The following is a 24,105-nucleotide window of genomic DNA, read 5'->3' as shown; positions in this document are numbered from 1 at the left end:
GCATCATTTTTTTTGTGATGGGTTTTTTATTTCTGACGTGAGGGTCAGATCTTCGAGGTCAGAGAGATTTCCACCCGCAATTGCTTCATGAATTTTATTTTGGTGGATGACGTCGTTGAAATGAATCCTTTCCTTTCCGCCCAGGGTGTTGGCTTGTGCGAATTTTCTTTTTCCCATTTCTTGCTCCGGTATGTTGCCTTGGGCGCAGCGGGGAGGTTGTCGAGGTGGTTGACTGTTCCGAATAGGCTGGCGACTGCAGAGAATGCAACTGCGACGATGGCTTCATCGAAGCGCTCGTCAAGTTCAAGTCCAGGCCTGTTGTATTGGCTTAGGCTTTGTGACTTTATTGGTCGATAGGTTCCTTGTATAGATCAAGATTGCGCGCGCCGCTGCCAGGGGTGGGCAAGTCAGGCATGTGTGCTCGTTTGTGGTGCGGGAGAGTCCAGGGAGGCACCAATACCGTGATAAATTGTTCAACAATGATTTGATGATCCTAGTGCAATCACCTATGAATTGAAGAACGTGATGGAGGTGAATTACCACTAATATCGACGCCTTGGTCCGGTTCTTGCAATCGGCACTGCATCGCAGCGTCCCCTCACTTCTTCATTTCACCATGCTTGAATCTTCCATTTCCCGCCGTGCACTACTGGCGACGACTGCCGCAATGGCCGTCACGCCCCTGTGGGCCCAGTCCGCTTACCCCAACAAGCCCATCCGCCTCGTGATTGGCTATGCGCCTGGCGGCTCGGTCGACATGGTCGGCCGTGTGATTGCCGACATCCTCAGCAAGCACCTCGATGCCACGATCGTGGTGGAGAACCAGTCCGGCGCCGCTGGTGTGGTCGCGGCCCAGCGCGTGGTGTCTAGCAAGGCCGACGGCTACACCTTGCTGGCCGGGTCCAGCAATGAAATGGCCGGCACCAAGGCGGTCAACACCGCGCAGAAATACGATCCGTCCAAGGACCTGACCCCCATAGGCCTGGCCGCGCTGGCGCCCAACATGTGGGTCGCGGGCGCGCATGTGCCGGTGAAGAACCTCGATGAATTCGTGGCCTTGGTCAGGAAGAACCCGGGCAAGTACAGCTACGGCAGCCCCGGCATTGGCTCCACGCCGCATTTTTCGGCCGAGCTGATCAAGAAGCTCGCAGGCCTGGAAATCACCCATGTGCCCTACCGCGGCGCGGCGCCCATGACCACCGACCTGGGCGGGGGCAATGTCGATTTCGCGATCATTTCGCCGCTCGCGGCCGCGCCGTTCCTGCAGAACGGCCGCATCAAGGCGCTGGGCGTCACAACGGCCAACCGCCTGCCCACGTTCAAGGAGGTGCCCGCGCTGGGCGAGCATGCTGCGCTCAAGGGCTATTCGCTGGCCGGCTGGTTCGCGTTTGCCGCGCCCAAGGACTTGCCGCCCGAAATCCTCGCCAGGCTGCAGGCCGCACTGCGTGCGGGCCTGAGCGATCCCGTGATCCGCCAGCGCCTCGAAGCCTCGGGCGCGATTCCGGCCCAGGGCGATGAGAACCTGGCACAGCTCATCCGTACCGACATGGACAAGTACGCGGATCTGGCGGCGTTTGCCAAGATCGTGGAATAAGCGTAGGGCAGCAAAGCCCGTGTGAACCCGTGCGGGCGTTTGCTGCGGGCCGGCAGGCGCGCGCGCAGTACGTCTGCGCGCGACCCTCGGAGCGCTTGCGGGGTTAACCATCATTTGCCGCTGGCCAGGCCCAGGGCACACTGTTGGCGGCATTTCGCCAGTCATGGCCAGGCGTTGCAGCGGGCCTGCCGCAGTCTCCAGGCGAACATGGGGCATACACTTTCCACGCCGGCACTCAATGGCATTGCATTCAGGAACACATGCCGACTTCCGCACCGGCTGGAAACGGTTCGCCATTTTTTCCCTGCCGCTGGTGCTCGGCAACATCGTGCAGGCGCTGTCGAACACATTCAACACGATCTATACCGGGCAGCTGCTGGGACCGACTTCCTTTGCGGCCATCGCAGTCGTTGCCCCTGTATTGCTGTTGCTCAGCGCCTTCATCATGGGTTTTGGCAACGGCGCGGCCATTCTATGCGCGCGTGCCTGGGGCGCCAAGGATCTTGCGCGGGTGCGCGAGATCGCCGGAACAACGCTGTTTGCCGGTGCAGCGCTCGGGCTGGCCATTGGCGCGGCAGGACAACTTGTCGTGGGCCACGTCCTGGCATGGATGAACACTCCCGCCGAAGTCATCGCGCAGGCGATCAGCTACGCCAGAGTCATGGTCGCCGCTTTGCCTTTGACGTTCACCGTAATCCTGGCGCTGGCGATGCTGCGCAGCACCGGGGACAGCACCGCCTCACTGATCGCGCTGGCGATCTGCGCCATCGCTGTCTTGTTGTTGACTCCCGCATTGATACTGGGGCTGTTCGGACTGCCTCCCATCGGTGTGGCCAGTGCCGCCTGGGCCAACGGTTGCGGTGCAGGGCTGTCCCTGGGGTGGCTGGCCTGGTATCTGGTGCGGCGTGGGCATCCGCTCGCACCTTCCATGGAATTGCTTTCTCTGATCCGACCGAGACCTGCAGTGCTGTGGCGTATCTTCCAGCTCGGCATTCCCACAGGCCTGTTTTTCGTGATCAGCGCCTGCGCGGATGTCGCGCTGATGCGTCTGGTGAACGGTTACGGGCCGCACGCTACGGCTGCATGGGGGGTGGTCAGCCAGTTGGCGGCCTACGTTCAGTTTCCTGCCGCATCGATTGCCTTGGCGGCCGCCGTTTTCTCTGCCCAGGCCATCGGGCGCGGGCAGCCCGATCAACTGCGTGGTATCACGCGCAGCGCGCTGAATAGCGCGCAGCTTTTTACGCTGCTGGTCGCGGCGCTGGTGGCCGTGCAAAGCGAATGGTTGCTGGGCATCATGACCGCGGATGCAGCAGTTGCCGCGTTGGCCGCGAATCTGCTCTGGGCAGCTCTGGCCGGCAGTTTGATCCTGAGTGTGTCGGCCGTGTTGACTGCGGTCATGCGCGCCAGCGGCTGCATTCTCTGGCCCACCATTATTTCCCTATCGTGCCTGGCATTCGTGCTGTTCCCCTTGGGCTGGGCCTTGGCGCAGACCACTGGCGTGATCGGCATACGCCTGGCCTATCCGCTGACTTTTGCGCTGGGCCTGGCACTGCATACGGCGTTTTTCCATTTCGTCTGGAAAAGACGTTACCAGCAGCTTCCAGGTCTGTGAATCGCCTTGCGAAATCCACCGGCTCCGTAGTCGCAGCCAGGCAGCACCGCATGCACCAGCCGCCGGCCGCGAGCGGTCTGCTGGAAATCAGTGGGCTGAAGGCAGTTACGTGGCGCCAAATGCCTGATCGACCAGGGCGCTGTCCACCCGGTGGGTCAGATGCCGGTATGCACCGATGCGGTGGCCTGGCCCCATGCGCCGCGCCCCCGACGCGAAGTCCAGTTCCGCAATCTGCAGGAAAGTTTCAGCGCGGCCCACCAATTCGGGGATCACGGGTTTGAGCAAAATACACAGCAACCGGAAGCACTCCAGGCTGGCTGTGCACACGGCCAGCAGCTGGGTCTCGCACTCGGGTTTTTTTGCGAGCTCCCAGGGCTTGTTCCTGTCGAAATAGGCGTTCACCTGGTCCGCCATGGCCATGGACTCGCGTATGCATCTGGCGTAATCGCGGGCCTCGTAGCGCGCGCCGGCCTGCTCCACCAATGTTTGCAGATTTCCCAGCAGGTCCAGCCCCTCCTGGTCCGGCAGGCCTAGCGTGGCGTTGAATTTCTTCAGAATGAAGCCACTGCAGCGGCTGGCGATATTGACGAATTTTCCCACCAGATCGGCATTGACCCGGGCCACGAAGTCCTGGGGATTGAAGTCCGTGTCGTCGATTCCGCCATTGAGCTTTGCGGCCAGATAGTATCGAATCCACTCGGCATCCAGGCCGAGGTCCAGGTATCTGAGCGGATCAAGGCCGTTGCCTTTACTCTTGCTCATCTTCTCTCCCTTCACCGTCAGATGGCCATGGGCGTAGATCTTGGACGGCAAGCGCAGACCGGAAAAGTGCAGCATGGCCGGCCAGAACAATGCATGGAAGTAGATGATGTCCTTGCCGATGAAATGAATCTGCTCCAGCAACGGGTCGCCGAGAAATTCGTCAAAGGTTTGAGCGGTCCGCGACGGGACATGCCAATGGTTGCGTGCGCCGCCCTTGTCGAAATGGTTCTTCAGACTGGCGAGGTAACCCACGGGCGCATCCAGCCAGACATAGAAGAATTTTCCGATCTCGCCGGGAATCGATATGCCGAAGTAAGGGGCATCGCGGGATATATCCCAGTCTTGCAAGCCGTCGACAAACCACTCGGAAACCTTTCTGGCGATTTCGGGTTGCAGCGTTGCAGCGGCAGTCCACGAACGCAGGAAAGCCTGAATTGCAGGGTCAGACAGGCGAAAGAAGAGATGCGTTGAATTTCTGAGCTCGGGCACCGCACCGCTCAGAATGGAGCGGGGCTGGCCCACATCGGTGGGTGCATAGACCGCCCCGCAGGCGTCGCATGAGTCTCCATGCTGTTCGGGCGCGCCGCAACGCGGGCAGCTGCCTTTGACGTAACGGTCGGGCAGGAACATGTCTTCTACGGGGTCGTAAAACTGTTCTATGTCCTTGCGTGCGATCAAGTTGCGCGCTTGGAGCTTTCGATAGATATCCTGCGCCAATTGCTGGTTCTCGGTACTGTCTGTCGAGTGCCAGTTGTCAAAGCGGATGTGGAATCCGCTCAGGTACGGCGCGCGCGAACGCGCAATCTCGGCGACGTACTGCTGCGGCGTGAGGCCCGCCTTTTGCGCAGCGATCATGATGGGCGCGCCATGCGCGTCGTCGGCGCAGACGAACTGCACTGCATGGCCGGCCATGCGTTGCGCGCGCACCCAGGTGTCCGCCTGTATGTATTCGAGCAGGTGACCCAAGTGGAGGGGGCCGTTGGCATAGGGCAGAGCAGTCGTGACGAAAAGTTTGCGCGGGGCTTGGTTTAAGGGCATGGGCGTGTAGGCAATGGTGAGGGGCTGCGTCAGGGAAGGCAGGTCGAAGTGCGCAGCTCGGCGCGGGGTTGGTGGATGCCCAACAGGCGGGCGAATGCGTTGTCGAAGTTCAAGGCAATTCCAGGGTCGCTGTGTAGATAAAAATCCGGACCGAAATGCCGCGCGACGAAGAATTCGCCCAGCAGTGAGCTGTCGTGGCCGAGGTACAGGAATGCGGGCGGCCAATGCGCAGCCAAGTCATGCCTAATCTGCGACGCAGCCAGAACCGGCAACTGACAGAACTCCGGTGAATCCAGCGTTGCGTCGGCGCGTGCCAGGAAAGGGATTTGGTCGCGCGCGCGCGGCGTCTGAAATCGCAGAGAGTTGGTTTCCATGCGGCCTGCATGCGGTGATGAGGCCGCCACGGCGCGCGCCGCGAGTTTCTCGGCGGCGAAATGTTGATAGTGGTTGGCCTCGGTAATGGCTTTTTCCAGACTTCGCTGCGGGTCGCCGCTGGCCGCCAGTCCGCACGAAAAGTACGCTTGCGCAGTGCTGCCGGCCATGCGTTGGCCGAAGTAGGCAGCAAAGACGGTGTATGCCGGCAGCCCCGTACGCAGCCAATAGCATTCGAGTCGTTGGCGGACGTGCATCGGCACGAGGGGATCGCGCACGGCAGGTGTGGCAGGCATGGCGATTCGGGTCACTGCTCCTGCTCCCAGCCAGGTCGCCATCCAGCTTTGGCGCTCGATGAATTCCAACGTGGCCGCCGCTATCGCTGCGGCTGCCGTCGTATGTGCCGCCGTGCCGCTGGAATCGCGCTGCGGATGCAGACGCAGGTCAACGCTGCACGGGAGGTCGGACAAGGACACCAGATTCCTGGGCACCAGCATCGGCTCCAAGGTCCGGTAATTCAGCGCCCACACGGCCTGGATCGAGCTGAGGCCCACATCGCTGAGGGACATGTGGGGCGCTGTCTGCCGGTAGCATTCCCGCAGCGATGGAATGTCCGATTCGAAGGCCTCGACCGGCCGCATGACCGCGCATGGCACGCGGTGCATGAAATGACGTCGTTCGACATACTCCGCCAGGCTCGCAATTCCGGCTTGTGCGCCATAGCGCAAGGACGATCCTGCGGCTGTGCCCTCGATCGCTGCCAAATGGGGCGCGCCAAGAGTCAGCGGAGAGGAGTACATCAGCGCATCGATGTCATGTCGATGCAGGGATTCGGATCGCCAGTACGTCATGTAAGTCCCTGCTGAACCTGCATCTGGTTGCGCGCGAGTCCATCCCGCAGGGCGGCAATGATGGGTGGCCGCAGGCGCAAGCCATGCGCTGTTTGCAGCCCGAGAAAATGCTGGACAAAGTCCCATCCGGCGGCCTGGTCCAGAAGATTGGCGGATTCGATTTCCAGCAATCCTGTCAGCGTGACTCGGTCAATGGGATGCATCGCGCCCGTGATGCGATGGCGCAATGCATTGCCTGATAGTGCTTCCAGCCAGGCTTGGGGGCGATCCGCGACGCAAAACAGGAAAGCCAGCCTCTCGCTGTCCCCGCCTATGAGACGCTTGACGAGCTGGCGCTCGGACAGATCGACCGAGCGGTGACCATAGATGCTGGTGCCGTAGATACTGTGGAACAGGCCTGCGCGGCAGACATGCGGATCGCAACCCCAGGACTGCAACAGGCGCAAGGTTCCTTGAAGGTGCTCCAGCAAGGAACCGTGCATGTGACCTGCCTGATCCGCGCCGCGCTGGCGCAGAAAAAGTCGGTATTTATCCAAGGCACGCTCCGTTGATTTGTGTCTTGAAGACTATCGACACGCGCAGCTGTGAACAATCACGGCTAGGAGCACGTGCGCAGTGGGGCATTGCGCCTGGAAATGAGACCGCCCGTCCGGGCCTGGGGAACACGGCGCGAATGATGTCGTCTTCTGTGTCGTTGTAGAAAACCGTGTCGCCTCCCCAGTTCTTGTGCCATGTGGGGTGCGCGTAATAGACGGTCGAAAAATAGTTCTTGGTGTCGAGGCTGTCCCTATGAACATAGCCCTCGACACCATAGGTATGGGCGTTGGCATAGACCAGAAATGGCTCATGCCCCGCAAGCACTCCCGTTTGCAGGCGCTGCCATAGATGGAAGACCGGAGCCAGCAGGGGCTCTTGCCTGAGCTGGGGCAGGCAGTTGGCGCGCGATTGCGTCGAGCCCGCGAAGTGGGAATGCCAATAGGCAAAGCGATCACCCTGCAGGTTTGAGCGCCAGCCGTAGGCCCAGATCGGGCTCTGGATCAGCGCAGTGAGCTGCCTTTGCAAATCCTCCTCCACCAGGTCGTCGACGATGGACAGGCTTGGTTGCTCGTAATTCATGGTGCGTACTCTTTGGCGGGTGTTGGGGTATCGAGGAAACCAATCACGAATGGCTCGCTGACGAGCATCTGCTCGTCAGCGATCAGGTCGGCGGAGACTTCGGCGAATCGCAGGGGCAGCCCGTGCCGAGCGGCATATATCTGCATCGCCGCCAGGATGTGACCCAGGTCGAGGTAGACGCATTGGTATATCCAGGCATTCCTGTAGCGCCACTGGTAACGCTCGTACTGCACGCAGAGTACGAAATGAACCGCTGGAAGCACGCATTGCGCGCTCTGTGCCAACGGGCTGCGTGCCGTGACTTGGGTGCCGTCGGGCATGATCCGGACGTAGCATGTGCGTTGCAGCTCGCCATCCCAATAGGCCAGGAAACCCGCTATTCCATGCCGCGCGCCGAGCGAAGGCACGCGTTTTTTGTCCACCCGCTGCGCATGGAAGTTCTGCTGAAACTGCGCGTCGAGAACGTGATGGGCCAGCGCAAGCAAGGACTGAGCATCCTGCGCAAAGCGCGCTGACGGCAGTTTCCGTCCATCGTGGGGAGGGTGCAGCCGTTCGCCGCCGTGCAAAGCGTAGGTTCGCATGTCCGCTCTGTCCCGTTGCATGGCTTCGGTGTCCGAATAGTCCCAGTAGCGCGTGCCGCAACGCAGCAGCGGCAGATCGTCACAAGGCCTGAATGTCGCGTTGCGTGCGTCGCTCGTGAGCAAGCCGGCTTCAGCCAGGCAGGCCTTGATCGGGCCTGCGACAGGCTTGCCCATCAATCCTGAAAGAAGCCGGCATAGCGCAATGAGCTCAGACTGCGACAGTGCATCGGCCGACCACATCTGCTTGGACCACAGGTTCGCGATCCTGCGCCCGCAGGGCAGCAGCCACAGCACGCACGCCTGCGCATCGGGGATCGCCGGTTCGGCAGAGGGGGGGCTGCCTTTGCTCATCCGAACAGCATCTGGCTCATTGCCGTCTCGCGCAGTCCATCGATGCCCAGAAGGGCTTCCACAGCCTCCTCACCCAACGAATAGGAGCTGAAAAATGGCAACCCTTGTGAACGTGCCACAAGCTGGCATGTCAGAAGCAGATGCCCCAGGTCGAAATGGAGCACGCGATAGCTGCGGGCATCTCGATACCGGTGCATGCTGCGCTCCACTACGGACGTCAGCACCAGCGCCAGTTTGGGCGTGAAGGCAATGCGTCTGTTGAGGCCGAAAATCTGTTCCATGTACAGCGCTTTGAACTCTCCTGTGCGCAGCAGCTCCAGCTCGTGTCTGTCGCTTTGAAAATGGTAGATGCCCGGCGCCAGCCCTGGCAGATCGAAGGCCACGACATAGGCTTCGGTGGGATGGCGGCTGCCGCCAGATGGACTGGTCCTGAGAATGTGTGATCCCGTGACCGCCAACCTCTTGTGGCCTGCCACGCCAAAGACGCGCGACAGGAGATTGGCGAGTTCCGGGTAGTCCATTGGCCTGCGACTGCCGTGCCGCGGATGGGCTTCGAGAACCTCCTTGAATGGCATCGCCGAGGGCGTGCGCGTGGTGGCCACCCGTGCCAGCGCGTGCGGATAGGATTTGGTCGCTTCGGGCGGTGCAGATTCCTGTATCTTTTGTCGCATCGTGGCGAAGTCCTGGAGCCAACCGGAAGCCTTCGCATAGCTGAGCTTGGGTAGCGCATTGGAGTGCAGATAGTGACGCAGGGCGTCGCTCCAGTTCGCAGCCACCCAGGGCTGGACATCTGCGGGGTGGTAGCCGTGGTGGGCGACGATGCCGGCTTCCTCCAGGCAGCGTTGCAAGGCGGCGGGGCGAGGTTGCGATGGCTGGCACAGCGCGTCGCACAACTGCGGGTCAAGCAACGCGCCCGCATCCCAACGCTCGCGGGTGATCGGGTCATAGATGGCTGCCCATTGCGCAGTGAACAAGGCTTCCAGAACTGCGCTGCGGTCGGCAGTGGCGCCAGGCTGGTGATTCGTTGGCATAGGTCCGGACCTTTCAGCCGATGGCGACCATATACAACGGTCCGACATCGGTGCATGGTTTGCCGATGATGGCCTCGGCAACCTCATCGTTGAATGCCGGGGTGATGAAATTGCTCAAGCCTGCGGCGGTGGCGCAGAGGATGTAGTAATGGGCCAACTCGGCGCAGTTGATCAGCAGGTTGCGATAGGCCCTCGGATGTCGGTATCGGCCGTAATACTGTGCCCAGTGCGTGCCGATAACGAGTGCGGCAGCGCAATTGCGCACCTTTGCCTGGCCTATGCACATGTCCACCAGCCGTTCATTGAAATCGCCATGCGAGATCAGCAAAAGGGCTTGCCTGGTGACGCTGTACCGGTAGACCCCTTGGGGCACGCCCTCGACACGATTGACCACAACGTAAGTCTCGAGCGCTGCAAATGATGAGCGATCAAACACAGCCTGTGCGTCGGATGATTTGTCGTTGGCGGTTTCCTCGCGATTACCCAGCGACTCCAGATTGCCGTAGCGCAGGATATCTGCCAGACCATTGCCGTCCATCGGCCGTCCGGTCCATGGCCGGCCCGTGCGCCGTTGGGACATGGCCTCATAGAGGGTGCCCTGAAAACTCTGGCCTGCGCCTGGTGGGAGCGTGATATCACCACGTGATGCACAGACGCTGTCGATGCAGGGAGCGCATGCTGGCGTTTCGATGAGCGCACTGCGCTGCGGACCGATGAAAGCCTGAGCGCCGAAGTCATGGTAGGCCACATTGCGTGAGCGCAGATGCAGCACGAGCGCATCAAGCCATCCGCGTTGCTGCCAGTGTTCGGCGGCGTCCTGAAGCGGATTGCGGTAGTCCTGCGCCACCAGGACGCGCGCACGCAGCAACTCCTGCACCAGTGCCTGCGCCTTGGGCGAGCCTTCTTTCCGGTCCAACGCATATGCCAGTCGATCTGTGCAGATCGGTTGCTCGGCATGTACCACGGCGCAAATGACATCGTGGTCCAGGACTTCAAACGTCTGGTTCTCCAATAAAAGATCAATCTGCATCGGGCGCGTGAAGCGCAGGCGCATGAATGGATTTCGCTTGACGACGGTTACGGCCGCTGATGTGTTCATAGGATTGAGGGCATGTGGGTGGCTGGCATCGTGGCTCAGAGATATCCAAAGATCTGCGTCATGCAGACCAGCATCTTTTTCGGATTGAGCCCGAGAGCGGCACACAGCTCGGCGTCTGGAAATCCCCCGAACATGCAGCTTCGCAGCCCGCGTTGCTGGGTCACCAGAGTGGCCTGCTGGGCCATGAGTCCGGTCTCGATCAACGCGAATCGGTAGCCGCGCTCCGCGTAGCGCAGGGTCGCGACCTCAAGATCGATGACATACACGATGATGAATGCGGCGTTGGCAAACGTGTCGGCCTCCTGACCGGGCATGCCGTCGAGACAGGTGACCGCAGCATTGAGTGCGCCATGTCCGGACAGCGCATAGAGCGCTCGCTCCTGCGCGGCCACATGCAGAATGCTGTCCGCGTCAAATGGTGCGCCTTCGACGGGCACCAGAGGAAGCAGCACCGCATGAACTGGATAACAGCCCCCGGCGGATGCATAAGGGCGGGCCTGCTCGGCGTCCGTATCCGCGCAAAAGCTCAGGTACAGAATGTCCATGAGCAATCGATAGTGCAGCGCAGGCCCGCCGGCAAAGCTCCTGACGGACTTCTTGCGGCGCAGGCCTGGGTCGGCGTGGCAGGCGAGGTCAATCGCATCCACATGGTGCTCGGCGAGTCGCGTCTGACGCCCGTGGGTCAGGGCGTGGACGGCATGCTCTTGATAAGGGGTGATCTCCAGTCCGAAACGGCTGCGCCGCAGCAGTGAACTGCGGCGGTGGAAGCGCTCGGCGGCTTCGATGCATTGCGCGTCGACACCATTGGAGATCTGAATGCGTTCGTTCAGTGTGACCGGCATGGCCTGGCATGGCCTGGCGGCACCCGTCATGGCATGGCGTTCTGGCAAAATTCGCACTCCCTGGAGGAATAAGGGGTATCCCTTTGAAGTTGGTAGCCGTCGAGGGAAAACTGGCACATCTCCAGCATTGACCGGGTCATCACGGGCCGGGAATGCGGCCCGACGATTTCGCGTACCCTGTTTCTGATCAGGGCCTCGCATAGGTGGTAATCGGTTGGAAGAATGGGGTAATCCAAGCCTGTAATGACAGGTTTTTGCGTGATTGCCTTGAATGCAGCCGTCAGGCTCTGAGAAAACCCGCTGCCGTGTGTGCGTTGCACCGTCGAGGCTGCTGTCTGACAAAAATGACAAGGAGTGCGGGCTGCTGGAATATAAGTGCCGTCGATCAAAAAATTGCGTGCTACCAGATAGCAGGTAAGCATGGCGGAGTTATCCTGGCCCATCACCTGCTGCTGAACCCGTTGAATCAGCCTGGCGTCATATTTCGGTGTGTACAACACCACCAATTCGTTGCCTGCAATGCTATTTGGATCCCGCGTGGAATCGCATTTCAGACCTGTGAGGAATTCGATGTCTTCTGCCAGTGTTTCGATTTCCTGAAGCCGGTCGTGAATCAGCCATATTCTATTGAAACGTCCAAAATCCTGATGTACTTGTCGCAGCACGCCAATGTCCGCAAGATATTTCAATGCGGCAGGCAGCTGTGCCTGTGGCAGGTCTACCAGCAGTCGCTCAAGCTGCTGCAAAGTGATGGTGCTGCCCCAACCCATGCCGTGCATTGCCAGCGCAGCCTGGTAAATATCCGAGGAGTCGAGGCGGACGATACCTTGACCTGATGCAAGGAAGAATTTCCCAGTATCCAACTCCATGCATTGAAAAGGAAGGATGAGATATTTCACTTGTTCGGTGATGTCGCTGGATTGGGCGGATGTCACGACGGATATCCGCCCATAACTTTGCTATCGATTGCGATTGCTCTGGCTATTTTGCAAACGGCTTAGTTGTCTCCGCCTGTGCCGCTGTCGGCGCAGCCTTGCATGCGAACCGCTTCGATGTTCAGCTTTGACAGGCGTTTCAAAGCGATAAAAGATCCAAATGGGAAATCTTGCGATTCTTGTTCGTTAGGCTCTCGTAATTCGCAAGAAGCTGCAGCAGCCGAATCTGTGTCGGACATGAGTTGTGGGCTGTACTCTTTCACTATGACTCCTGTTTCGAAACCGAAGAAAATTCTCCGACCTTCAGTCTAAAAAGTTCGATAGTTAAAGACGATCGGTAGAATCCACTAGATTTAAATATTAAATGTAATCTTTCGTTTCTGGCGCTGCACAGGCGTCTCCGTGGGATCGGGCGGCCGGCGCTTTATCTCGGTGAACAAGACGCGCTGGCGGAATAGAAAAAGTCCTGGAGCATGCGCTCAGGACTTTGTGGGGGGCAGTACTTGCCACTGAAGAGGTCGGTGCCGGGCGAGGCAGTGAGATATGGCACAGGTCGAATCCTGTGCGCGGGCAATGGCTGGGAGTTCGCAGAGCGTTCTGGCTAGGCGCAAATCCTATTTGCAGGCCATCGGTGCGCTGTTGCGCGTCGGCCATTGTCCCGTGCGCGCCCGGCGCAGTCGGGCTGCAGCGCAGGCGTCTTCAGGCGCGGTCTCAGAACTGGTAGTTCGCACTCACCAGGAAGCTGCGCGGCGCGCCGGGCATGGCGTTGGAGCGCCAGTATTCCTTGTCCAGCAGGTTCGACACCGCCAGGGTCACGGTCCATGGCGCGGCGCGCCAGCCGATCAGGCCGTCCCAGCGCGTGTAGCCGGGAACGACCGCGGTGTTGGCGGCGTTGGTGTAGCGCTGGCTGGTGTGCGTCACCCCCAGCTCGCCATACCAGGCACCGGCAGGCGCGTAGCGAAGAAAGAGGCTGCCGTTGCGCTTGGCGGTGTTGGGCAGGTACTTGCCTTCGTTGGCCGGCACGCTCAGGTCGCCGTTGACCTTGGCGCTCATGACGCCTACGCCGCCGCGCACGTACCACGACGGTGCGAGCCGACCGGCCGCGCTGAACTCGATGCCGCGCGAGCGCTCCTTGCCACGCACCGCAAACAGGTAGGGGTCGATGTCGGGCTCGGGCCGGTAGCGGATGTTGTAGTGCTCCAGCTCATAGGCCGCCAGCTGCGTCGACAGCTTGCCATCGAGCCAGTCGCTCTTGATGCCGATTTCGACCTGGCGCGAGTGCTGGGGTTCCTCGTCCAGCACCGCCGTGGCGCCGGTATCGACGCTCAGGATGCCACGCCCGCCGTAGGGCGAGAAGCTCTTGTTCCACGAGGTGTAGATGCTGTGCTCGCGAACCGGCTGCCAGACCACGCCGACGCGCGGACTGACGGTGCTGCCGCTGGTGTCACGCTGGAAGCCATTGATCCGATTGGTGCTCTCGAACGTGTAGCTGTCGTAGCGCGCGCCCAGCAGCACCTTCCACTGCGGCGCGAGATGGATCAGGTCCTGCGCATAGAGCGCATGGCCCTTGCCGACGTGCAGGTTGTGCTGCGTGGGCGCGCCCTGCGCGGGGCGCTGGGCATTGAGCACCGGGTTGAACGGGTCGACGAAGCCGTTGCTGGCGGTGGTGGAGAACAGGCGCGGCGCGCGCTCTTCCTCGCTGTACTCCGCGCCCAGCAGCAGTTCGTGGCGCATGCCGGCCAGGTCGAAGCGGCCCGTCAGGTCTACCGTGTTCGACGTGGTCTTGTTGGCTGTTTCCTGCCAGGCATAGCTCTGGCGAACCTGGCCGGGGTTCGTGCAGGCCGCGCCGGCGGACGTGCGGCCCTGCGCGTTGCAGTAGGTGCCCAGGTAGTAGTGGTCGAAGTCCTGGGCGGCTTCGCGCCGGCTGGCGACCCAGCGCACGCTCCAGGCGGGGTTGAAGTCGTAGCTGAGATCGGAGCGCCACACGCGCAGACGGTCTTCCACATAGTCACCGGGCTGGGCGAAGCCCTGGCGTATCGACACGCCTTCCGGCATCTGGTCATATGCCGGACTGCGATCGGGCACGCGCCAGACGTTGTCGTAGGTGTACTGGCCCGTCCAGCGCAGGCCCTTGCGGTTGTCCACCAGGATGCTGGGCGAGATCATCTCGTTCTTGTTGCGTATGCCGCTGCGAAAGCTGTGCGCCTGTTCGCGGTCGGCCGTCAGGCGCACGGCCACGTTGGGGTTGATGACCTGGTTGATGTCTATGGTGCCGCCGACGTTGTCCCACGAGCCGCCGCGCAGCGTGACGCTGCTTTTCGCGTCGAAGCGCGCCTGCTTGCTCACCAGGTTGACCACGCCGCCTCCGGCGCTGCGGCCGTAGAGCACCGAAGCCGGGCCCTTGAGGATCTCGATGCGCTCCACGTTGGCGGTGCTGCGGCGCACCTGGCCGCTTTCGCGCACGCCGTCGCGGTAGATGTCGCCGGCATCGGCCTGGAAGCCGCGAATCATCACGCCTTCGCCACGCATGTCGTAGCTGGTGTTCACGCCGGGCACGCCGTCCAGCATGGTGGCCAGGTCGTTGATGCCGTAGCTCTTGTACTTGTTGACCTCCAGCGTATCGATGGTCTGCGGGATGTCCCTGGGCGCCATATAGGTCTTGGTGGCGGTGGTCACGCCTTCGGGGCGCACGTCATCGGGGTCGTACTGGCTGGCGTTGACCTGGACCGTCGGCAGCATCAGGGCCTGCGAAGCGGCTTCCTGCTGCTGCGCGCCTGCGGCCGCACAGGCCAATCCTGCCAACGTGGCCACGGCGCGCAAGCGCATTGGACGCACGGCCCCCGCTCCCTCATATTTATTTGTCATCAATCACTCCGCTGAAATGGGGTGAGCCGCTTATGTAAAGGGCTCGTATCTGAAAGCGACGAATTGTAATGCCAATGAGAGGCATTCGCATTTCAATAGTCATTGAAATGAGGGGTTGTTACAAGCCGGCTGTTCGCAATTTCCGGGGGCATGGGCGCTGCATTGCGTCCACACCTCGTTCCATGCGTCTGGGAACGTGTTCACGATCCAGCGCGGATTTCAACGCTTTAAAGGGACCGTTTGCCCTGAGCAAGGTCAGCGAGGCCAAGCCTCGCCACGCGGTAGTAGGAAACAGTGAGGCGTGGGAGCGCTGTTCAGTTCTTCTCCCGAAGGGCTTGACGGACGCACTCCATGAGTTCGGAGACCAGAAACTGATCCACGCGATTTTCCCCGCGAACGGCGTAACACGAGAAATTCACACCAGGCTCGAAAGGCACAAGGCGCACGTTTGGAACGGGAAGCGCCTGTTGCAGTTGGGGGCTGACGACGCTGACACCCAATCCCATGCTGACCAAAGTCCAGATAGTGAGCGCAAAAGGTGTTTCATCCGTCAATTTGCGGCGATCCGGCACGAAGGCCGCATCGACGGCAGCACGTTCGTGGGTACTTGGGCCGAAGGAGATGAACGGCTCTCCATCCAGGTCGCTCGCCTGCAGATGTGAACGCTCGGCCAGGCGGTGTGCAGCAGGCACGATGCACACGCCAGGCTCACGGTAGAGCAGCTCGGTTTGCAGGCCTGGCATTTCCTCGACGAAAGCCACCAAGCCGAAGTCGCAGAACCCGTCGGCGGCCCAGCGGGATACCGTGCGCGAATCGCTGGTTTGGATGCAGACCGTGACGTCACGGTGTTTCTGTCTGAACAGGCGCAGCGCTGGCGGCAGCACCGAGACCGACAGCCCTACCGATGCTCCGATCAGAATGCGGCCGCTTCCGCGTTCGCGAATGGATGCCGCGGCCTCCTGGATCGCGGATAGCCCGATAAAGGAGCGCTGCACCTCCCGATACAGCGCTTCTGCTTCGGGCGTTGGAACCAGCCTCAAGCCAACGCGCTTGAACAGCGGCAGGCCCAGCTCCTGCTGCAGCTTGGCGATGAGGCGGCTGATGTTGGGTTGCGTCGTGTGGAGCTGAGACGCCGCGTTCGTCATGGAGCGCGTGAGCATGACGGTACGAAATGCTTCGATCTGGCGGTAATCCATGAAAAGTCCGAGGTGTCGATGAAGGGTTCGCAAGGCGGCAACAGGGATTTTCCCTGCAAGCTCCATGCCGAAAAGGCATGCACCAGCCGCAAATGCTGATTTGACCATGGAGCCGGCCCCTGCAAATACTAGCCCTACAGAACTTATCCAGGAGAAATGTCAAATGCAGGATACCAATCCCGCAGTCCATCACCAGCAATCGCCGCCAAAACGCGCCGATGTCGTGATCATCGGCGGCGGCATCATTGGGCTGTCAACCGCCTACGCGCTGGCACAACAGGGCGTTTCGGTTGTCGTCTGCGAGAAAGGCGAGATCGGAAAGGAGCAAAGCGGCCGCAACCAGGGCTGGGTGCGTATCGCCAACCGCGATCCGGCGGAGATTCCGCTCATGCTCGAAAGCTTCAAGATATGGGAGGATTTGAGCCGCGATGCCGGGGAGCCCACGGGCTTCGTGCGCTGCGGCACGCTGAGCCTGTGCGCTTCGGACAAGCAGCAGCAACAGCAGGAAGCCTGGGTGCGCACGGCGCGCGAGTTCGGCATCGAGGCACGGCTGCTGACCTCGCGCGAGGTTGCGCAAACGTCGCCAGGGTCGACCCTCGACTGGCAGGGCGGTCTGTTCGCCCCGCTGGACGGACGGGCGGAGCCGGGACTGGCGCCCGGCGTGATCGCCCGCGCCGCCATCCGTCTGGGTGCCACGGTGTTGACGCAAAGCGCGGTGCGCGCCGTGGAGACCGCTGCGGGACGGATCTCCGGTGTGGTGACGGAGCATGGAACCATTGCCTGTTCGTCGGTGGTTCTGTGCGGCGGTGTCTGGTCCACGCTGTTCGCCCGCAACATGGGTATTCGCCTGCCCCAGTTGCAGACGATGTCCACGCTGCTGCGCACCGCGCCCATCTCGGGCGCACCCGAGGTATCGACCAAAGGCCCGGACTTCATGTTCCGCAAACGGCGCGATGGCGGCTACACCGTGGGCTACGGCTACTTCAACCGCGCGGAGATCGTGCCTGACAGTTTCCGCTATCTGCCCGACTTCCTGCCCATGCTGCGGTCCGGCGGGAACAACGTCCGGCTCACCGTGGGCCGGCGTACCGTCCAGGAGGCGCTGCGTCGCACGCGGTGGCAGCCTGATCAGGTGTCGCCGTTCGAATTGCACCGCGAACTCGACCCCGTGCCATCGCGGTCGGACTTCGAGCACGCCCGCAGGAATATCGCGCGCGCCTATCCAGCGTTCAAGAACATGCAGGTGCAACAGGTCTGGGCCGGCATGATCGACGTGATGCCGGACGCCGTGCCGGTCATTTCCGCCGTGGACGCCGTTCCCGGCTTTTTCATCAGCAGTGGGTTCTCCGGACATGGCTTTGGCCTTGCCCCTGCCGCTGGCCGGCTGATGGCAGACCTCGTGCGCAACGCCCGGCCATTGGTTGATCCGACACGCTTCAGTTTCGATCGCGTGCGCAGACGCGCATCGCCATAGCCTGCACCCATTGACATACCCCCAACGCAAATCACGAAGAAAGCACACCATGAAGAAAATCCTGAAGGCCTTGCTCGCTCTTGCTGTCGCCGCATCCTGCGCGGGCGCCTCAGCAGCGTATCCGGATCGTCCACTCAAGATCGTCGTTCCATATGCCCCTGGCGGTGCGCCTGACGCGCTGGCCCGCCTGTTCGCGGAAGAGCTCGCCAAGCTTTTGCAGCAACCCGTCATCGTGGACAACAAGCCCGGTGCAGGCTCCGTGATTGGCACGCAGTTCGTCGCCAGTTCCCCCGCCGATGGCTACACCCTTTTGATGGTCGATAGCCCATTCACCACGGCACCGGCGCTTTACGGCAACCGGATCAAGTACCGGGTCGACAAGGATTTCACGCCGCTGGTGTTTGTCGGCACCACGCCCCTGTACCTCTATGCGTCGGGCGATTCATCCATCAGGAATGTGGCGGATCTGGTGCGGCTGGCGGAAACCAACGGAGGCGGTATTTCCTATGGCTCGGGCGGAAATGGCACCCTGACCCATCTGCTGGGCGAAATGCTTCGCCTGGAGACCCGCGCTCCAATGACGCATGTGCCTTATCGCAGCGTCACCCTGGCGATGGGAGACCTGGTCGCTGGCCAGCTTCAGGGGCAGTTCTCCAGCTACGCCAGCGCGCGGGGCTACGTGGATGCGGGGCGTATCAGGCCCATCGCGGTGACTGGAACCTCCCGCACGAAGGAAGCGCCCGAGACTCCCACCTTTGCGGAGCTCGGCGTAAAGGGCTTCGACATGACGCTGTGGTGGGGTGTTGTTGCCCCTGCCGGGGTGAGCCCGGCGGTGCAGGCCCGTTTGACCGGCGCACTGGCCAAGGTGATGTCCATGCCGCAGATCATCGAGCGACTGTCGGCATTGAACATCAACATTGCTGCCGATGTCGGCCCCGAGGCCTTGCGCAAGACCATAGAAACGGACCAGGCCCGTTTCCAGGAAATTGCAACGCGGGCTCAGCTCAAGGCTGAGTGAATGCATTGCTCGGACGCACATAGGAAGGAATGGAACATGGGCCGATTCACCATCGTCAAGGCTGCCGATATCGCCTTGGCACAACTCGTGCCGGCGGGCCGCAGAGCGGGTGCCGATAGCGGAGATCCCCAGATCGCAATCAAGGGGCTGGCACCGGATGCGGCGGGCGACCTGGGTATCTGGGAGTGCCAGCCAGGAGGCTGGCCCGTGATCAACCGTACCAATACGGAATTCACTTACATCCTCTCAGGTCGAGCCATGTTGACAGACGATTCCACCGGCGAAGTGACGGAGATTGCCGCAGGCGATCTGGTCATCCTGCCTCCCGGGTGGACGGGCCGCTGGGACATCCTGGAGCCGGTTCGCAAGATCTACGCGATTTACTAAAGTCCACCGCGTGCGCAGGCCATTCCAGCCCAGTTCGCCCACGGTAATGCCTTCGGGCGCGGTGGCGGACTGGGGCAGGCGCAGCTGCGGCGCGGGGTGCGCGCTGGCCAGCGGCATGGCGGGCCAAGGGTTTCTCCCTGGTGCCTCGGGGTGCAGGCTCCGGTGGCTGTTCGGGACAATGGCGGCATTGATCTGACCTTTTGCGGAAACCTGCATGCGACTCTTATTGGCGGAAGACGAATCGGCGCTGGCCGACTGGCTGGTGCGCGCCCTGGCGCAAAGCGGCTTCCAGGTGGACTGGGTGGCCGACGGCCGGCTGGTGCGCCGCGCCCTGCGTGCCACGCGCTATGACGCCCTGATCCTCGACCTGGGCTTGCCCGGGCTGGCGGGCGAAGAGGTGCTGCTGAGCCTGCGCGAGGACGAGGACCCGGTGCCCATCCTGATTCTCACCGCGCGCGACACGCTCGCGCAGCGCGTTGCGACGCTCAAGGCCGGCGCCGATGATTTCCTCGCCAAGCCGTTCGAAGTCGAGGAGCTCGAAGCGCGGCTGCAGGCCCTGATTCGCCGCTCCAAAGGCCGGGAAGTCAGCAAGTTCAGCTGTGGCAGGCTGGCCTACGACGCCAGCACCAAGCGCTTCGAACTCGGCCATGAGGTGTTCACCTTGACGGCGCGCGAGCATGCGCTGCTCAGGACGCTGATCCTCGCGGGCGGCGAGCCTTTGAGCAAGCGCGAGCTGCTGGAGCGGGTTTTCACCGGCGACGCCGAGGTGCATGCGCAAGCTGTCGAAGTGCTGATCCACCGGCTGCGCAAGCGGCTGCTGCACACCGGCACACAGATCGCCACGCTGCGCGGCCTGGGCTATGTGCTGGAAGCCGTGCCGTGAATTGGGCCGCCTTGCACCGCGTGAGCCTGCGGCGCATGCTGATCGTGCTGCTGCTCGCCGGCGTGATGGTCGGCAGCCTGCTGCAGGTCTGGCTGACCTGGCATACGGCGCGCTCGGCCGTGAACGCGGCGTTCGACCGCTCGCTGTTCGGCGCGATCAAGGCCATCGATGCCAACGTGTCCACCGAAAGCGGCGGCCTCGCGGTCGAGCTGCCCTATGTGCTGTTCGAGTTCTTCGAGCTCACGGCCAACGGGCCGGTGTACTACCGGGTCGCGACGCAGGACGGCCTGGTCGAGATCGGCAGCCCCGATCTGCCCTTGCCCGAGGAGCCGCTGGTCGAGCGCCAGCCGCATTTCGACACCGTCGAATATGCGGGCGCGCAGGTGCGTATCGCCTCTTACCAGCGTTCGCTGCCGCAGCCTATGGGCGCCAGCACCGACACGCGCCTGGTGATCCAGGTCGCCGAGCCGTTTGCTTCGCGCGACCAGTTCAGCCGACGCTTCATTCTCGGCGCCGTGGCGCGCGACGTTCTGCTGGCCGTGCTGGCCGCGGCGGCGGCGGCAGCGGCCGTGGCCTGGGCGCTGCGGCCGCTGCGCCAACTGCGCGAGGAAATCGCAGCGCGCGCGCCCGACGACCTCTCGGCCATAGACACCCGCCGCGTGCCCCGGGACGTGCTGCCGCTGGTCGAGGCCATGAACCAGCATATCTTTCGCCAGCGTGAACTGCTGGACAGCCAGCGCCGGTTTGTCGATGACGCTTCGCACCAGTTGCGCACGCCGCTGAGCACGCTGCTGACCCAGGTGTCGTTTGCCCAGCGCGCGGGCGACCTGCCTACGGTACAGGCCGCGCTGGCGGCGCTGCGCGAGCAGCTGCGCCACACCATTCGCCAGACCAACCAGATGCTGGCGCTGGCGCGCGCCGATACCTGCGACCTTGCGACCGAGTCGGTCGATCTGGCCGAACTCGCGCGCGAAGTGACCCGGCGCTGGTGGCCGCAGGCACGCGGCCAGCACATCGACCTGGGGCTGGAGACGCCCGACCAGGCGGTGTGGGTGCGGGTCCAGCGCGAACTGCTGGAGGAAGCGCTGGCCAATCTGCTGGACAATGCCTTGCGCTATACGCCCGCGGGCGGGCGGATCACGGTCAAGGTCGCGCAGGAGGGCCGCAGCGCCAGCCTGGACGTCAGCGACAGCGGGCCGGGCATTCCGCCCGAGGAACTGGCGCTGGCCATGCAGCGCTTCTTTCGCGCCAGCAACTCCCGGGGCACGGGGTCGGGCCTGGGCCTGGCCATCGTTGCCTCCATCGCCAAGCGCCACCAGGGCAGTTTCGAATTGCGGCCGGCGCCCGACGAGGGCGGCCTCTGGGCGCGCATCACGTTGCCGCGCGCCCAGCCAGACGCTACTTCGCCGTCTGCAGGCCGAACTCCCTGACCAGCTCGCGGTATTGCGCGACCTGCTGGTGGACATAGCGGTCGAGGTCCTTGCCGACCAGCGCCATGGGGAACAGGCCGCGCTCGGCGCGCAGCTGCTGAAAGCCGGGCGTGGCCATCATCTTCGCGAAGGTGTCGCTCCAGACCGCGTAGTCGGCATCCGAGACGCCGGGCCCGAGATAGAAACCGCGCACGATGGGCCAGGAAACCGCCGCGCCGGCTTCGCGCGCCGTGGGCACCTGGGACAGGTCGCCGGGCAGGCGCTGGTCGGACATCACGGCGAGAATGCGCAGCCGCGCGCCGGCCTGGATCTGCTGGCGCGTTTCGGCGGCGTCGCCGGTGAACACCTGGATATGGCCGCCTTCGAGCGCGCGTATCGCTTCACCGCCGCCTTCGAAGGCGACAAAGCGCATCAGCTTGGGATTCGCTCCGGCGGCGCGCGCCAGCAGCGCGGCTTTCATCCAGTCCTGGCTGCCAATCGTGCCGCCCGCGCCCAGCACCACCTTGGCCGGATCGGTCTTCATGGTGCGCATGACGTCGGCCAGCGTCTGGTAGGGCGAGTCCTGCGCGACCACCACCGCGCCGTAGTCGGTGCCGATCGCGGCCAGCCAGCGCACATCGCGCTCGGTATGTCGCCCGAACTTGCCCTGGGCCAGGTTGAGCAGCGAGCCGCCCGAGAACGCGACGATGGCATTCGACTGGGCGGGGCTCTGGGCCACCACGGTGCTGTACGCCACCGCGCCTATGCCGCCGGGCAGGTAGCGCAGGTGCATGGGCGTCGCAATGAAATGGCCGCCGAGCAGCCCGCTTTGCACCAGCTTGCAGCTCAGATCGAAGCCGCCGCCCGGCTTGGCCGGCGCAATGCATTCGGTCTGGTCCAGGGGGCCGGCCGATGCGGCCGACAGACAGAAGGCGCAGGCGAACAGTGCAAGAGAAATTCGGTAGGACATGGGGGCACAGCATATACAGGTCACGGGCCCTGGCGCGCAGGCAATGGCGCGCAGCTAGGGTAAACACCCCGCGGCTGAAAGCCTGTTGAAAGCTCGCCGCAGGCAGCATCGCATCTCCACAAGTATTTCGGAGACAGACATGCATCGCTTTGCTGCCCACGCGTCGGATCTTTCCGCGGCCCCCACACGCCGCCAACTGCTGGGCGCCGGCGGCGCGCTGGCGCTGTCGGGCCTGTTGCCCGGCGCGGCCATGGCCCAGTCCGCCTGGCCGGCCAAGTCGGTGCGCTTTGTCGTGCCGTTCGCGCCGGGCGGCAGCTCGGAAATCGTCGCGCGCTCCACGGCCGCCGAGCTGTCCAGGACGCTGGGGCAAAGCGTGTTTGTCGACAACAAGCCCGGCGCGGCCGGCAATATCGCCATGTCCGAAGTCGCGCGCGCCGAAGACCTGCACACGCTGATCCTGGGCCATATCGGCACGCTGGCCGTGAACCCCTATATTTTCGACAAGCTGCCCTGGTCGCCCAAGGACTTCAAGCCCGTGAGCCTGCTGGCCAAGGTGCCCAGCCTGTATGTGGTCCACCCCGACGTGCCGGCGAAGAACCTGCGCGAATTCATTGCCTACGCCAAGAGCCAGCCCGGGCGCCTGAGCTATGGCTCGGCCGGCAACGGCAGCGCCGGGCAGCTTGCCTTCGAATACCTCAAGATGTCGGCCGACGTGTACATGCTGCATGTGCCCTACCGCGGCACGGGCCCGCTGCTGACCGACCTGCTGTCGGGCCGCGTCGATGCGTCGGCCATAGGCGCCGCGGCCATCCTGCCGTTCATCAAGTCGGGCAAGGTGCGCTGCATTGCGACGGGCTCGGCCCAGCGCCTGGCCCAACTGCCCGACGTGCCCACCGTGGCCGAGCAGGGCTTCCCCGGCTTCGAGATGACCCAGTGGTACGGCATGCTCGCGCCGGCCAACATGCCCCAGGCCAGCATCGACAAGCTGTCGGCCGAGACCATGAAGGCCGTCAAGGCGCCCGATGCGCTGCGCCGCCTGCATGGCGATGCGGCCGAAGTCATTGGCGACACGCCCGCGCAATTCGCGCAGTTCATTGCCGTCGAGCAGGAACGCTGGAAGAAAGTGATCGCGCGCGCGAAGATCAAACCCGATTGAGCTGCGCCGCGCTGATCCACTGCGCGTCCCAGTCGCGCGCCAGCCGCTGGCAGCGGCGCAGTGCCACGGCCTCGATTTCAAAGTCGACGATATGGCAGCTGTCGGCCAGCGGGGGCCGCGCGGGCAGGGTCTCGAAGCGGCCATCGGTCAGCAGCCACAGCGAGAGCAGTTGCTTCGATGCCGCCTGGCGCTGCAGCAGCCGGTGCGCAAGCGCCATGGCGGCCTCGACCGGCGTGCCGCCGCCGCCGCGCAGCGGCGCAATCCATGGGGCATTGAAGGTCGCGACCTTGCCCGGGGCCTGCAGCAGCCGCGCCTCGTCCCCGGAAAAACCAATCACCGCGAGGTGTTCGCGCCGGCGGTAGAAGCTCTCGGTCAGGGCCAGCAGGCAGCCCTTGGCCAGCGCGAGCTTTTCGCCGCGCAGCATTGACGCCGACATGTCGAGCAGCACGCAGTGCAGCGTATGGCTGCCCACGGGCCGTGCGCGGTAGCGCAGGTCGCGCGCCTGCAGCGGCCCGCGGCCTTTGGCGCCCAAGGTCTTCACCCAGTCCAGGCGCGCGCTGGGC

General features: G+C 62.9%; 23 protein-coding genes. 8 read left to right on the top strand and 15 right to left on the bottom strand.

The genetic code is table 11. The features are described 5' to 3' along the window. Positions 1-3: 3 nt before the first annotated feature. The gene (locus GVL12_RS08280) at positions 4-177 is read right to left on the bottom strand and encodes a hypothetical protein (protein ID WP_159912727.1); all 174 of its coding nucleotides are present in this window, start codon (positions 175-177) and stop codon (positions 4-6) included. 439 nt (positions 178-616) lie between these two features. Between GVL12_RS08280 and GVL12_RS08275 the strand changes: the two genes are divergently transcribed. Next, complete coding sequence (locus GVL12_RS08275) at positions 617-1,594, top strand: tripartite tricarboxylate transporter substrate binding protein (protein WP_159912725.1); 978 nt, start codon at positions 617-619, stop codon at positions 1,592-1,594. Positions 1,595-1,832: 238 nt separating this feature from the next. Then, positions 1,833-3,206, top strand: a complete 1,374-nt coding sequence (locus GVL12_RS08270) for an MATE family efflux transporter (protein ID WP_159912723.1) — start codon at positions 1,833-1,835, stop codon at positions 3,204-3,206. A gap of 105 nt (positions 3,207-3,311) precedes the next feature. Here the strand turns inward: GVL12_RS08270 and metG are convergent, their stop codons facing one another. From metG to GVL12_RS08210, 12 genes are all read right to left on the bottom strand, one after another. Then, on the bottom strand, positions 3,312-5,006 hold the full coding sequence (gene metG / locus GVL12_RS08265) for a methionine--tRNA ligase (protein ID WP_200843590.1): 1,695 nt from the start codon (positions 5,004-5,006) through the stop codon (positions 3,312-3,314). A 29-nt stretch (positions 5,007-5,035) separates the two neighbouring features. Then, positions 5,036-6,229, bottom strand: a complete 1,194-nt coding sequence (locus tag GVL12_RS08260; RefSeq protein ID WP_159912721.1) for a YcaO-like family protein — start codon at positions 6,227-6,229, stop codon at positions 5,036-5,038. Then, positions 6,226-6,765, bottom strand: a complete 540-nt coding sequence (locus GVL12_RS08255; RefSeq protein ID WP_159912719.1) for a DUF6817 domain-containing protein — start codon at positions 6,763-6,765, stop codon at positions 6,226-6,228. Before GVL12_RS08255 ends, GVL12_RS08260 begins: the two co-directional genes overlap by 4 nt. Next, on the bottom strand, positions 6,758-7,345 hold the full coding sequence (locus GVL12_RS08250) for a 2OG-Fe(II) oxygenase (protein WP_159912717.1): 588 nt from the start codon (positions 7,343-7,345) through the stop codon (positions 6,758-6,760). Before GVL12_RS08250 ends, GVL12_RS08255 begins: the two co-directional genes overlap by 8 nt. Next, positions 7,342-8,277 carry a hypothetical protein gene (locus GVL12_RS08245; protein ID WP_159912715.1) on the bottom strand — a complete coding sequence of 312 codons (936 nt, stop codon included), beginning with the start codon at positions 8,275-8,277 and terminating at the stop codon, positions 7,342-7,344. The genes GVL12_RS08250 and GVL12_RS08245 overlap by 4 nt, the downstream gene beginning before the upstream one ends. After that, positions 8,274-9,308 (bottom strand): SagB/ThcOx family dehydrogenase, encoded by a 1,035-nt coding sequence (locus GVL12_RS08240; RefSeq protein WP_159912713.1) that lies wholly within the window; start codon positions 9,306-9,308, stop codon positions 8,274-8,276. The genes GVL12_RS08245 and GVL12_RS08240 overlap by 4 nt, the downstream gene beginning before the upstream one ends. Positions 9,309-9,321: 13 nt before the next feature. Continuing rightward, positions 9,322-10,407, bottom strand: a complete 1,086-nt coding sequence (locus GVL12_RS08235; protein ID WP_159912711.1) for a SagB/ThcOx family dehydrogenase — start codon at positions 10,405-10,407, stop codon at positions 9,322-9,324. Between the two features lie 35 nt (positions 10,408-10,442). After that, positions 10,443-11,249, bottom strand: coding sequence for a nitroreductase family protein (locus GVL12_RS08230; RefSeq protein ID WP_159912709.1), 807 nt, complete (start codon positions 11,247-11,249; stop codon positions 10,443-10,445). A gap of 26 nt (positions 11,250-11,275) precedes the next feature. After that, positions 11,276-12,184 (bottom strand): McbB family protein, encoded by a 909-nt coding sequence (locus GVL12_RS08225; protein WP_159912707.1) that lies wholly within the window; start codon positions 12,182-12,184, stop codon positions 11,276-11,278. Between the two features lie 62 nt (positions 12,185-12,246). After that, positions 12,247-12,423: a hypothetical protein gene (locus GVL12_RS08220; RefSeq protein ID WP_159912705.1), complete on the bottom strand. Its 177-nt coding sequence runs from the start codon at positions 12,421-12,423 to the stop codon at positions 12,247-12,249. Positions 12,424-12,895: 472 nt separating this feature from the next. After that, positions 12,896-15,010, bottom strand: coding sequence for a TonB-dependent siderophore receptor (locus GVL12_RS08215; protein WP_235033828.1), 2,115 nt, complete (start codon positions 15,008-15,010; stop codon positions 12,896-12,898). Between the two features lie 353 nt (positions 15,011-15,363). Next, entirely contained in the window at positions 15,364-16,353 is a 990-nt protein-coding gene (locus GVL12_RS08210; protein ID WP_235033825.1) for a LysR family transcriptional regulator, read from the bottom strand. Positions 16,354-16,408: 55 nt separating this feature from the next. Here GVL12_RS08210 and GVL12_RS08205 point away from each other — a divergent pair, with 55 nt between their 5' ends. The 5 genes from GVL12_RS08205 (at position 16,409) to GVL12_RS08185 (ending at position 21,437) form a co-directional block, all read left to right on the top strand. Continuing rightward, positions 16,409-17,719 (top strand): FAD-binding oxidoreductase, encoded by a 1,311-nt coding sequence (locus GVL12_RS08205; protein WP_159912699.1) that lies wholly within the window; start codon positions 16,409-16,411, stop codon positions 17,717-17,719. Between the two features lie 49 nt (positions 17,720-17,768). Continuing rightward, positions 17,769-18,737, top strand: a complete 969-nt coding sequence (locus tag GVL12_RS08200; protein ID WP_159912697.1) for a tripartite tricarboxylate transporter substrate-binding protein — start codon at positions 17,769-17,771, stop codon at positions 18,735-18,737. A 36-nt stretch (positions 18,738-18,773) separates the two neighbouring features. Beyond that, the gene (locus GVL12_RS08195) at positions 18,774-19,124 is read left to right on the top strand and encodes a cupin domain-containing protein (RefSeq protein ID WP_159912695.1); all 351 of its coding nucleotides are present in this window, start codon (positions 18,774-18,776) and stop codon (positions 19,122-19,124) included. 214 nt (positions 19,125-19,338) lie between these two features. Continuing rightward, positions 19,339-20,007: a response regulator gene (locus GVL12_RS08190; protein ID WP_159912693.1), complete on the top strand. Its 669-nt coding sequence runs from the start codon at positions 19,339-19,341 to the stop codon at positions 20,005-20,007. Then, positions 20,004-21,437 carry a sensor histidine kinase gene (locus tag GVL12_RS08185; RefSeq protein ID WP_159912691.1) on the top strand — a complete coding sequence of 478 codons (1,434 nt, stop codon included), beginning with the start codon at positions 20,004-20,006 and terminating at the stop codon, positions 21,435-21,437. The genes GVL12_RS08190 and GVL12_RS08185 overlap by 4 nt, the downstream gene beginning before the upstream one ends. Here GVL12_RS08185 and GVL12_RS08180 read toward each other — a convergent pair. Further along, positions 21,406-22,386 (bottom strand): tripartite tricarboxylate transporter substrate binding protein, encoded by a 981-nt coding sequence (locus tag GVL12_RS08180; RefSeq protein WP_159912689.1) that lies wholly within the window; start codon positions 22,384-22,386, stop codon positions 21,406-21,408. The two genes, GVL12_RS08185 and GVL12_RS08180, sit on opposite strands and share 32 nt — an antisense overlap. 139 nt (positions 22,387-22,525) lie before the next feature. Here GVL12_RS08180 and GVL12_RS08175 point away from each other — a divergent pair, with 139 nt between their 5' ends. Then, positions 22,526-23,542 carry a tripartite tricarboxylate transporter substrate binding protein gene (locus GVL12_RS08175; RefSeq protein ID WP_159912687.1) on the top strand — a complete coding sequence of 339 codons (1,017 nt, stop codon included), beginning with the start codon at positions 22,526-22,528 and terminating at the stop codon, positions 23,540-23,542. Here the strand turns inward: GVL12_RS08175 and GVL12_RS08170 are convergent. After that, entirely contained in the window at positions 23,529-24,083 is a 555-nt protein-coding gene (locus GVL12_RS08170) for a VWA domain-containing protein (RefSeq protein ID WP_200843588.1), read from the bottom strand. The two genes, GVL12_RS08175 and GVL12_RS08170, sit on opposite strands and share 14 nt — an antisense overlap. Positions 24,084-24,105 lie beyond the last annotated feature (22 nt).

The organism is Pantoea sp. 18069, assembly GCF_902706035.1.
Classification (GTDB): Bacteria; Pseudomonadota; Gammaproteobacteria; order Burkholderiales; family Burkholderiaceae_C; genus Comamonas.
The sequence above is the reverse complement of the archived record's forward strand: the minus strand, read 5'-3'. Positions and strand labels throughout refer to the sequence as shown.

Coding starts and splice junctions, on each gene's coding strand:
- GVL12_RS08280 (WP_159912727.1), bottom strand. CDS start 177: ATGGGAAAAAGAAAATTCGCACAAGCCAACACCCTGGGCGGAAAGGAA.
- GVL12_RS08275 (WP_159912725.1), top strand. CDS start 617: ATGCTTGAATCTTCCATTTCCCGCCGTGCACTACTGGCGACGACTGCC.
- GVL12_RS08270 (WP_159912723.1), top strand. CDS start 1,833: ATGGCATTGCATTCAGGAACACATGCCGACTTCCGCACCGGCTGGAAA.
- metG (WP_200843590.1), bottom strand. CDS start 5,006: ATGCCCTTAAACCAAGCCCCGCGCAAACTTTTCGTCACGACTGCTCTG.
- GVL12_RS08260 (WP_159912721.1), bottom strand. CDS start 6,229: ATGACGTACTGGCGATCCGAATCCCTGCATCGACATGACATCGATGCG.
- GVL12_RS08250 (WP_159912717.1), bottom strand. CDS start 7,345: ATGAATTACGAGCAACCAAGCCTGTCCATCGTCGACGACCTGGTGGAG.
- GVL12_RS08245 (WP_159912715.1), bottom strand. CDS start 8,277: ATGAGCAAAGGCAGCCCCCCCTCTGCCGAACCGGCGATCCCCGATGCG.
- GVL12_RS08240 (WP_159912713.1), bottom strand. CDS start 9,308: ATGCCAACGAATCACCAGCCTGGCGCCACTGCCGACCGCAGCGCAGTT.
- GVL12_RS08235 (WP_159912711.1), bottom strand. CDS start 10,407: ATGAACACATCAGCGGCCGTAACCGTCGTCAAGCGAAATCCATTCATG.
- GVL12_RS08230 (WP_159912709.1), bottom strand. CDS start 11,249: ATGCCGGTCACACTGAACGAACGCATTCAGATCTCCAATGGTGTCGAC.
- GVL12_RS08220 (WP_159912705.1), bottom strand. CDS start 12,423: ATGTCCGACACAGATTCGGCTGCTGCAGCTTCTTGCGAATTACGAGAG.
- GVL12_RS08215 (WP_235033828.1), bottom strand. CDS start 15,010: ATGCGCTTGCGCGCCGTGGCCACGTTGGCAGGATTGGCCTGTGCGGCC.
- GVL12_RS08210 (WP_235033825.1), bottom strand. CDS start 16,353: ATGGTCAAATCAGCATTTGCGGCTGGTGCATGCCTTTTCGGCATGGAG.
- GVL12_RS08205 (WP_159912699.1), top strand. CDS start 16,409: ATGCAGGATACCAATCCCGCAGTCCATCACCAGCAATCGCCGCCAAAA.
- GVL12_RS08200 (WP_159912697.1), top strand. CDS start 17,769: ATGAAGAAAATCCTGAAGGCCTTGCTCGCTCTTGCTGTCGCCGCATCC.
- GVL12_RS08195 (WP_159912695.1), top strand. CDS start 18,774: ATGGGCCGATTCACCATCGTCAAGGCTGCCGATATCGCCTTGGCACAA.
- GVL12_RS08190 (WP_159912693.1), top strand. CDS start 19,339: ATGCGACTCTTATTGGCGGAAGACGAATCGGCGCTGGCCGACTGGCTG.
- GVL12_RS08180 (WP_159912689.1), bottom strand. CDS start 22,386: ATGTCCTACCGAATTTCTCTTGCACTGTTCGCCTGCGCCTTCTGTCTG.
- GVL12_RS08175 (WP_159912687.1), top strand. CDS start 22,526: ATGCATCGCTTTGCTGCCCACGCGTCGGATCTTTCCGCGGCCCCCACA.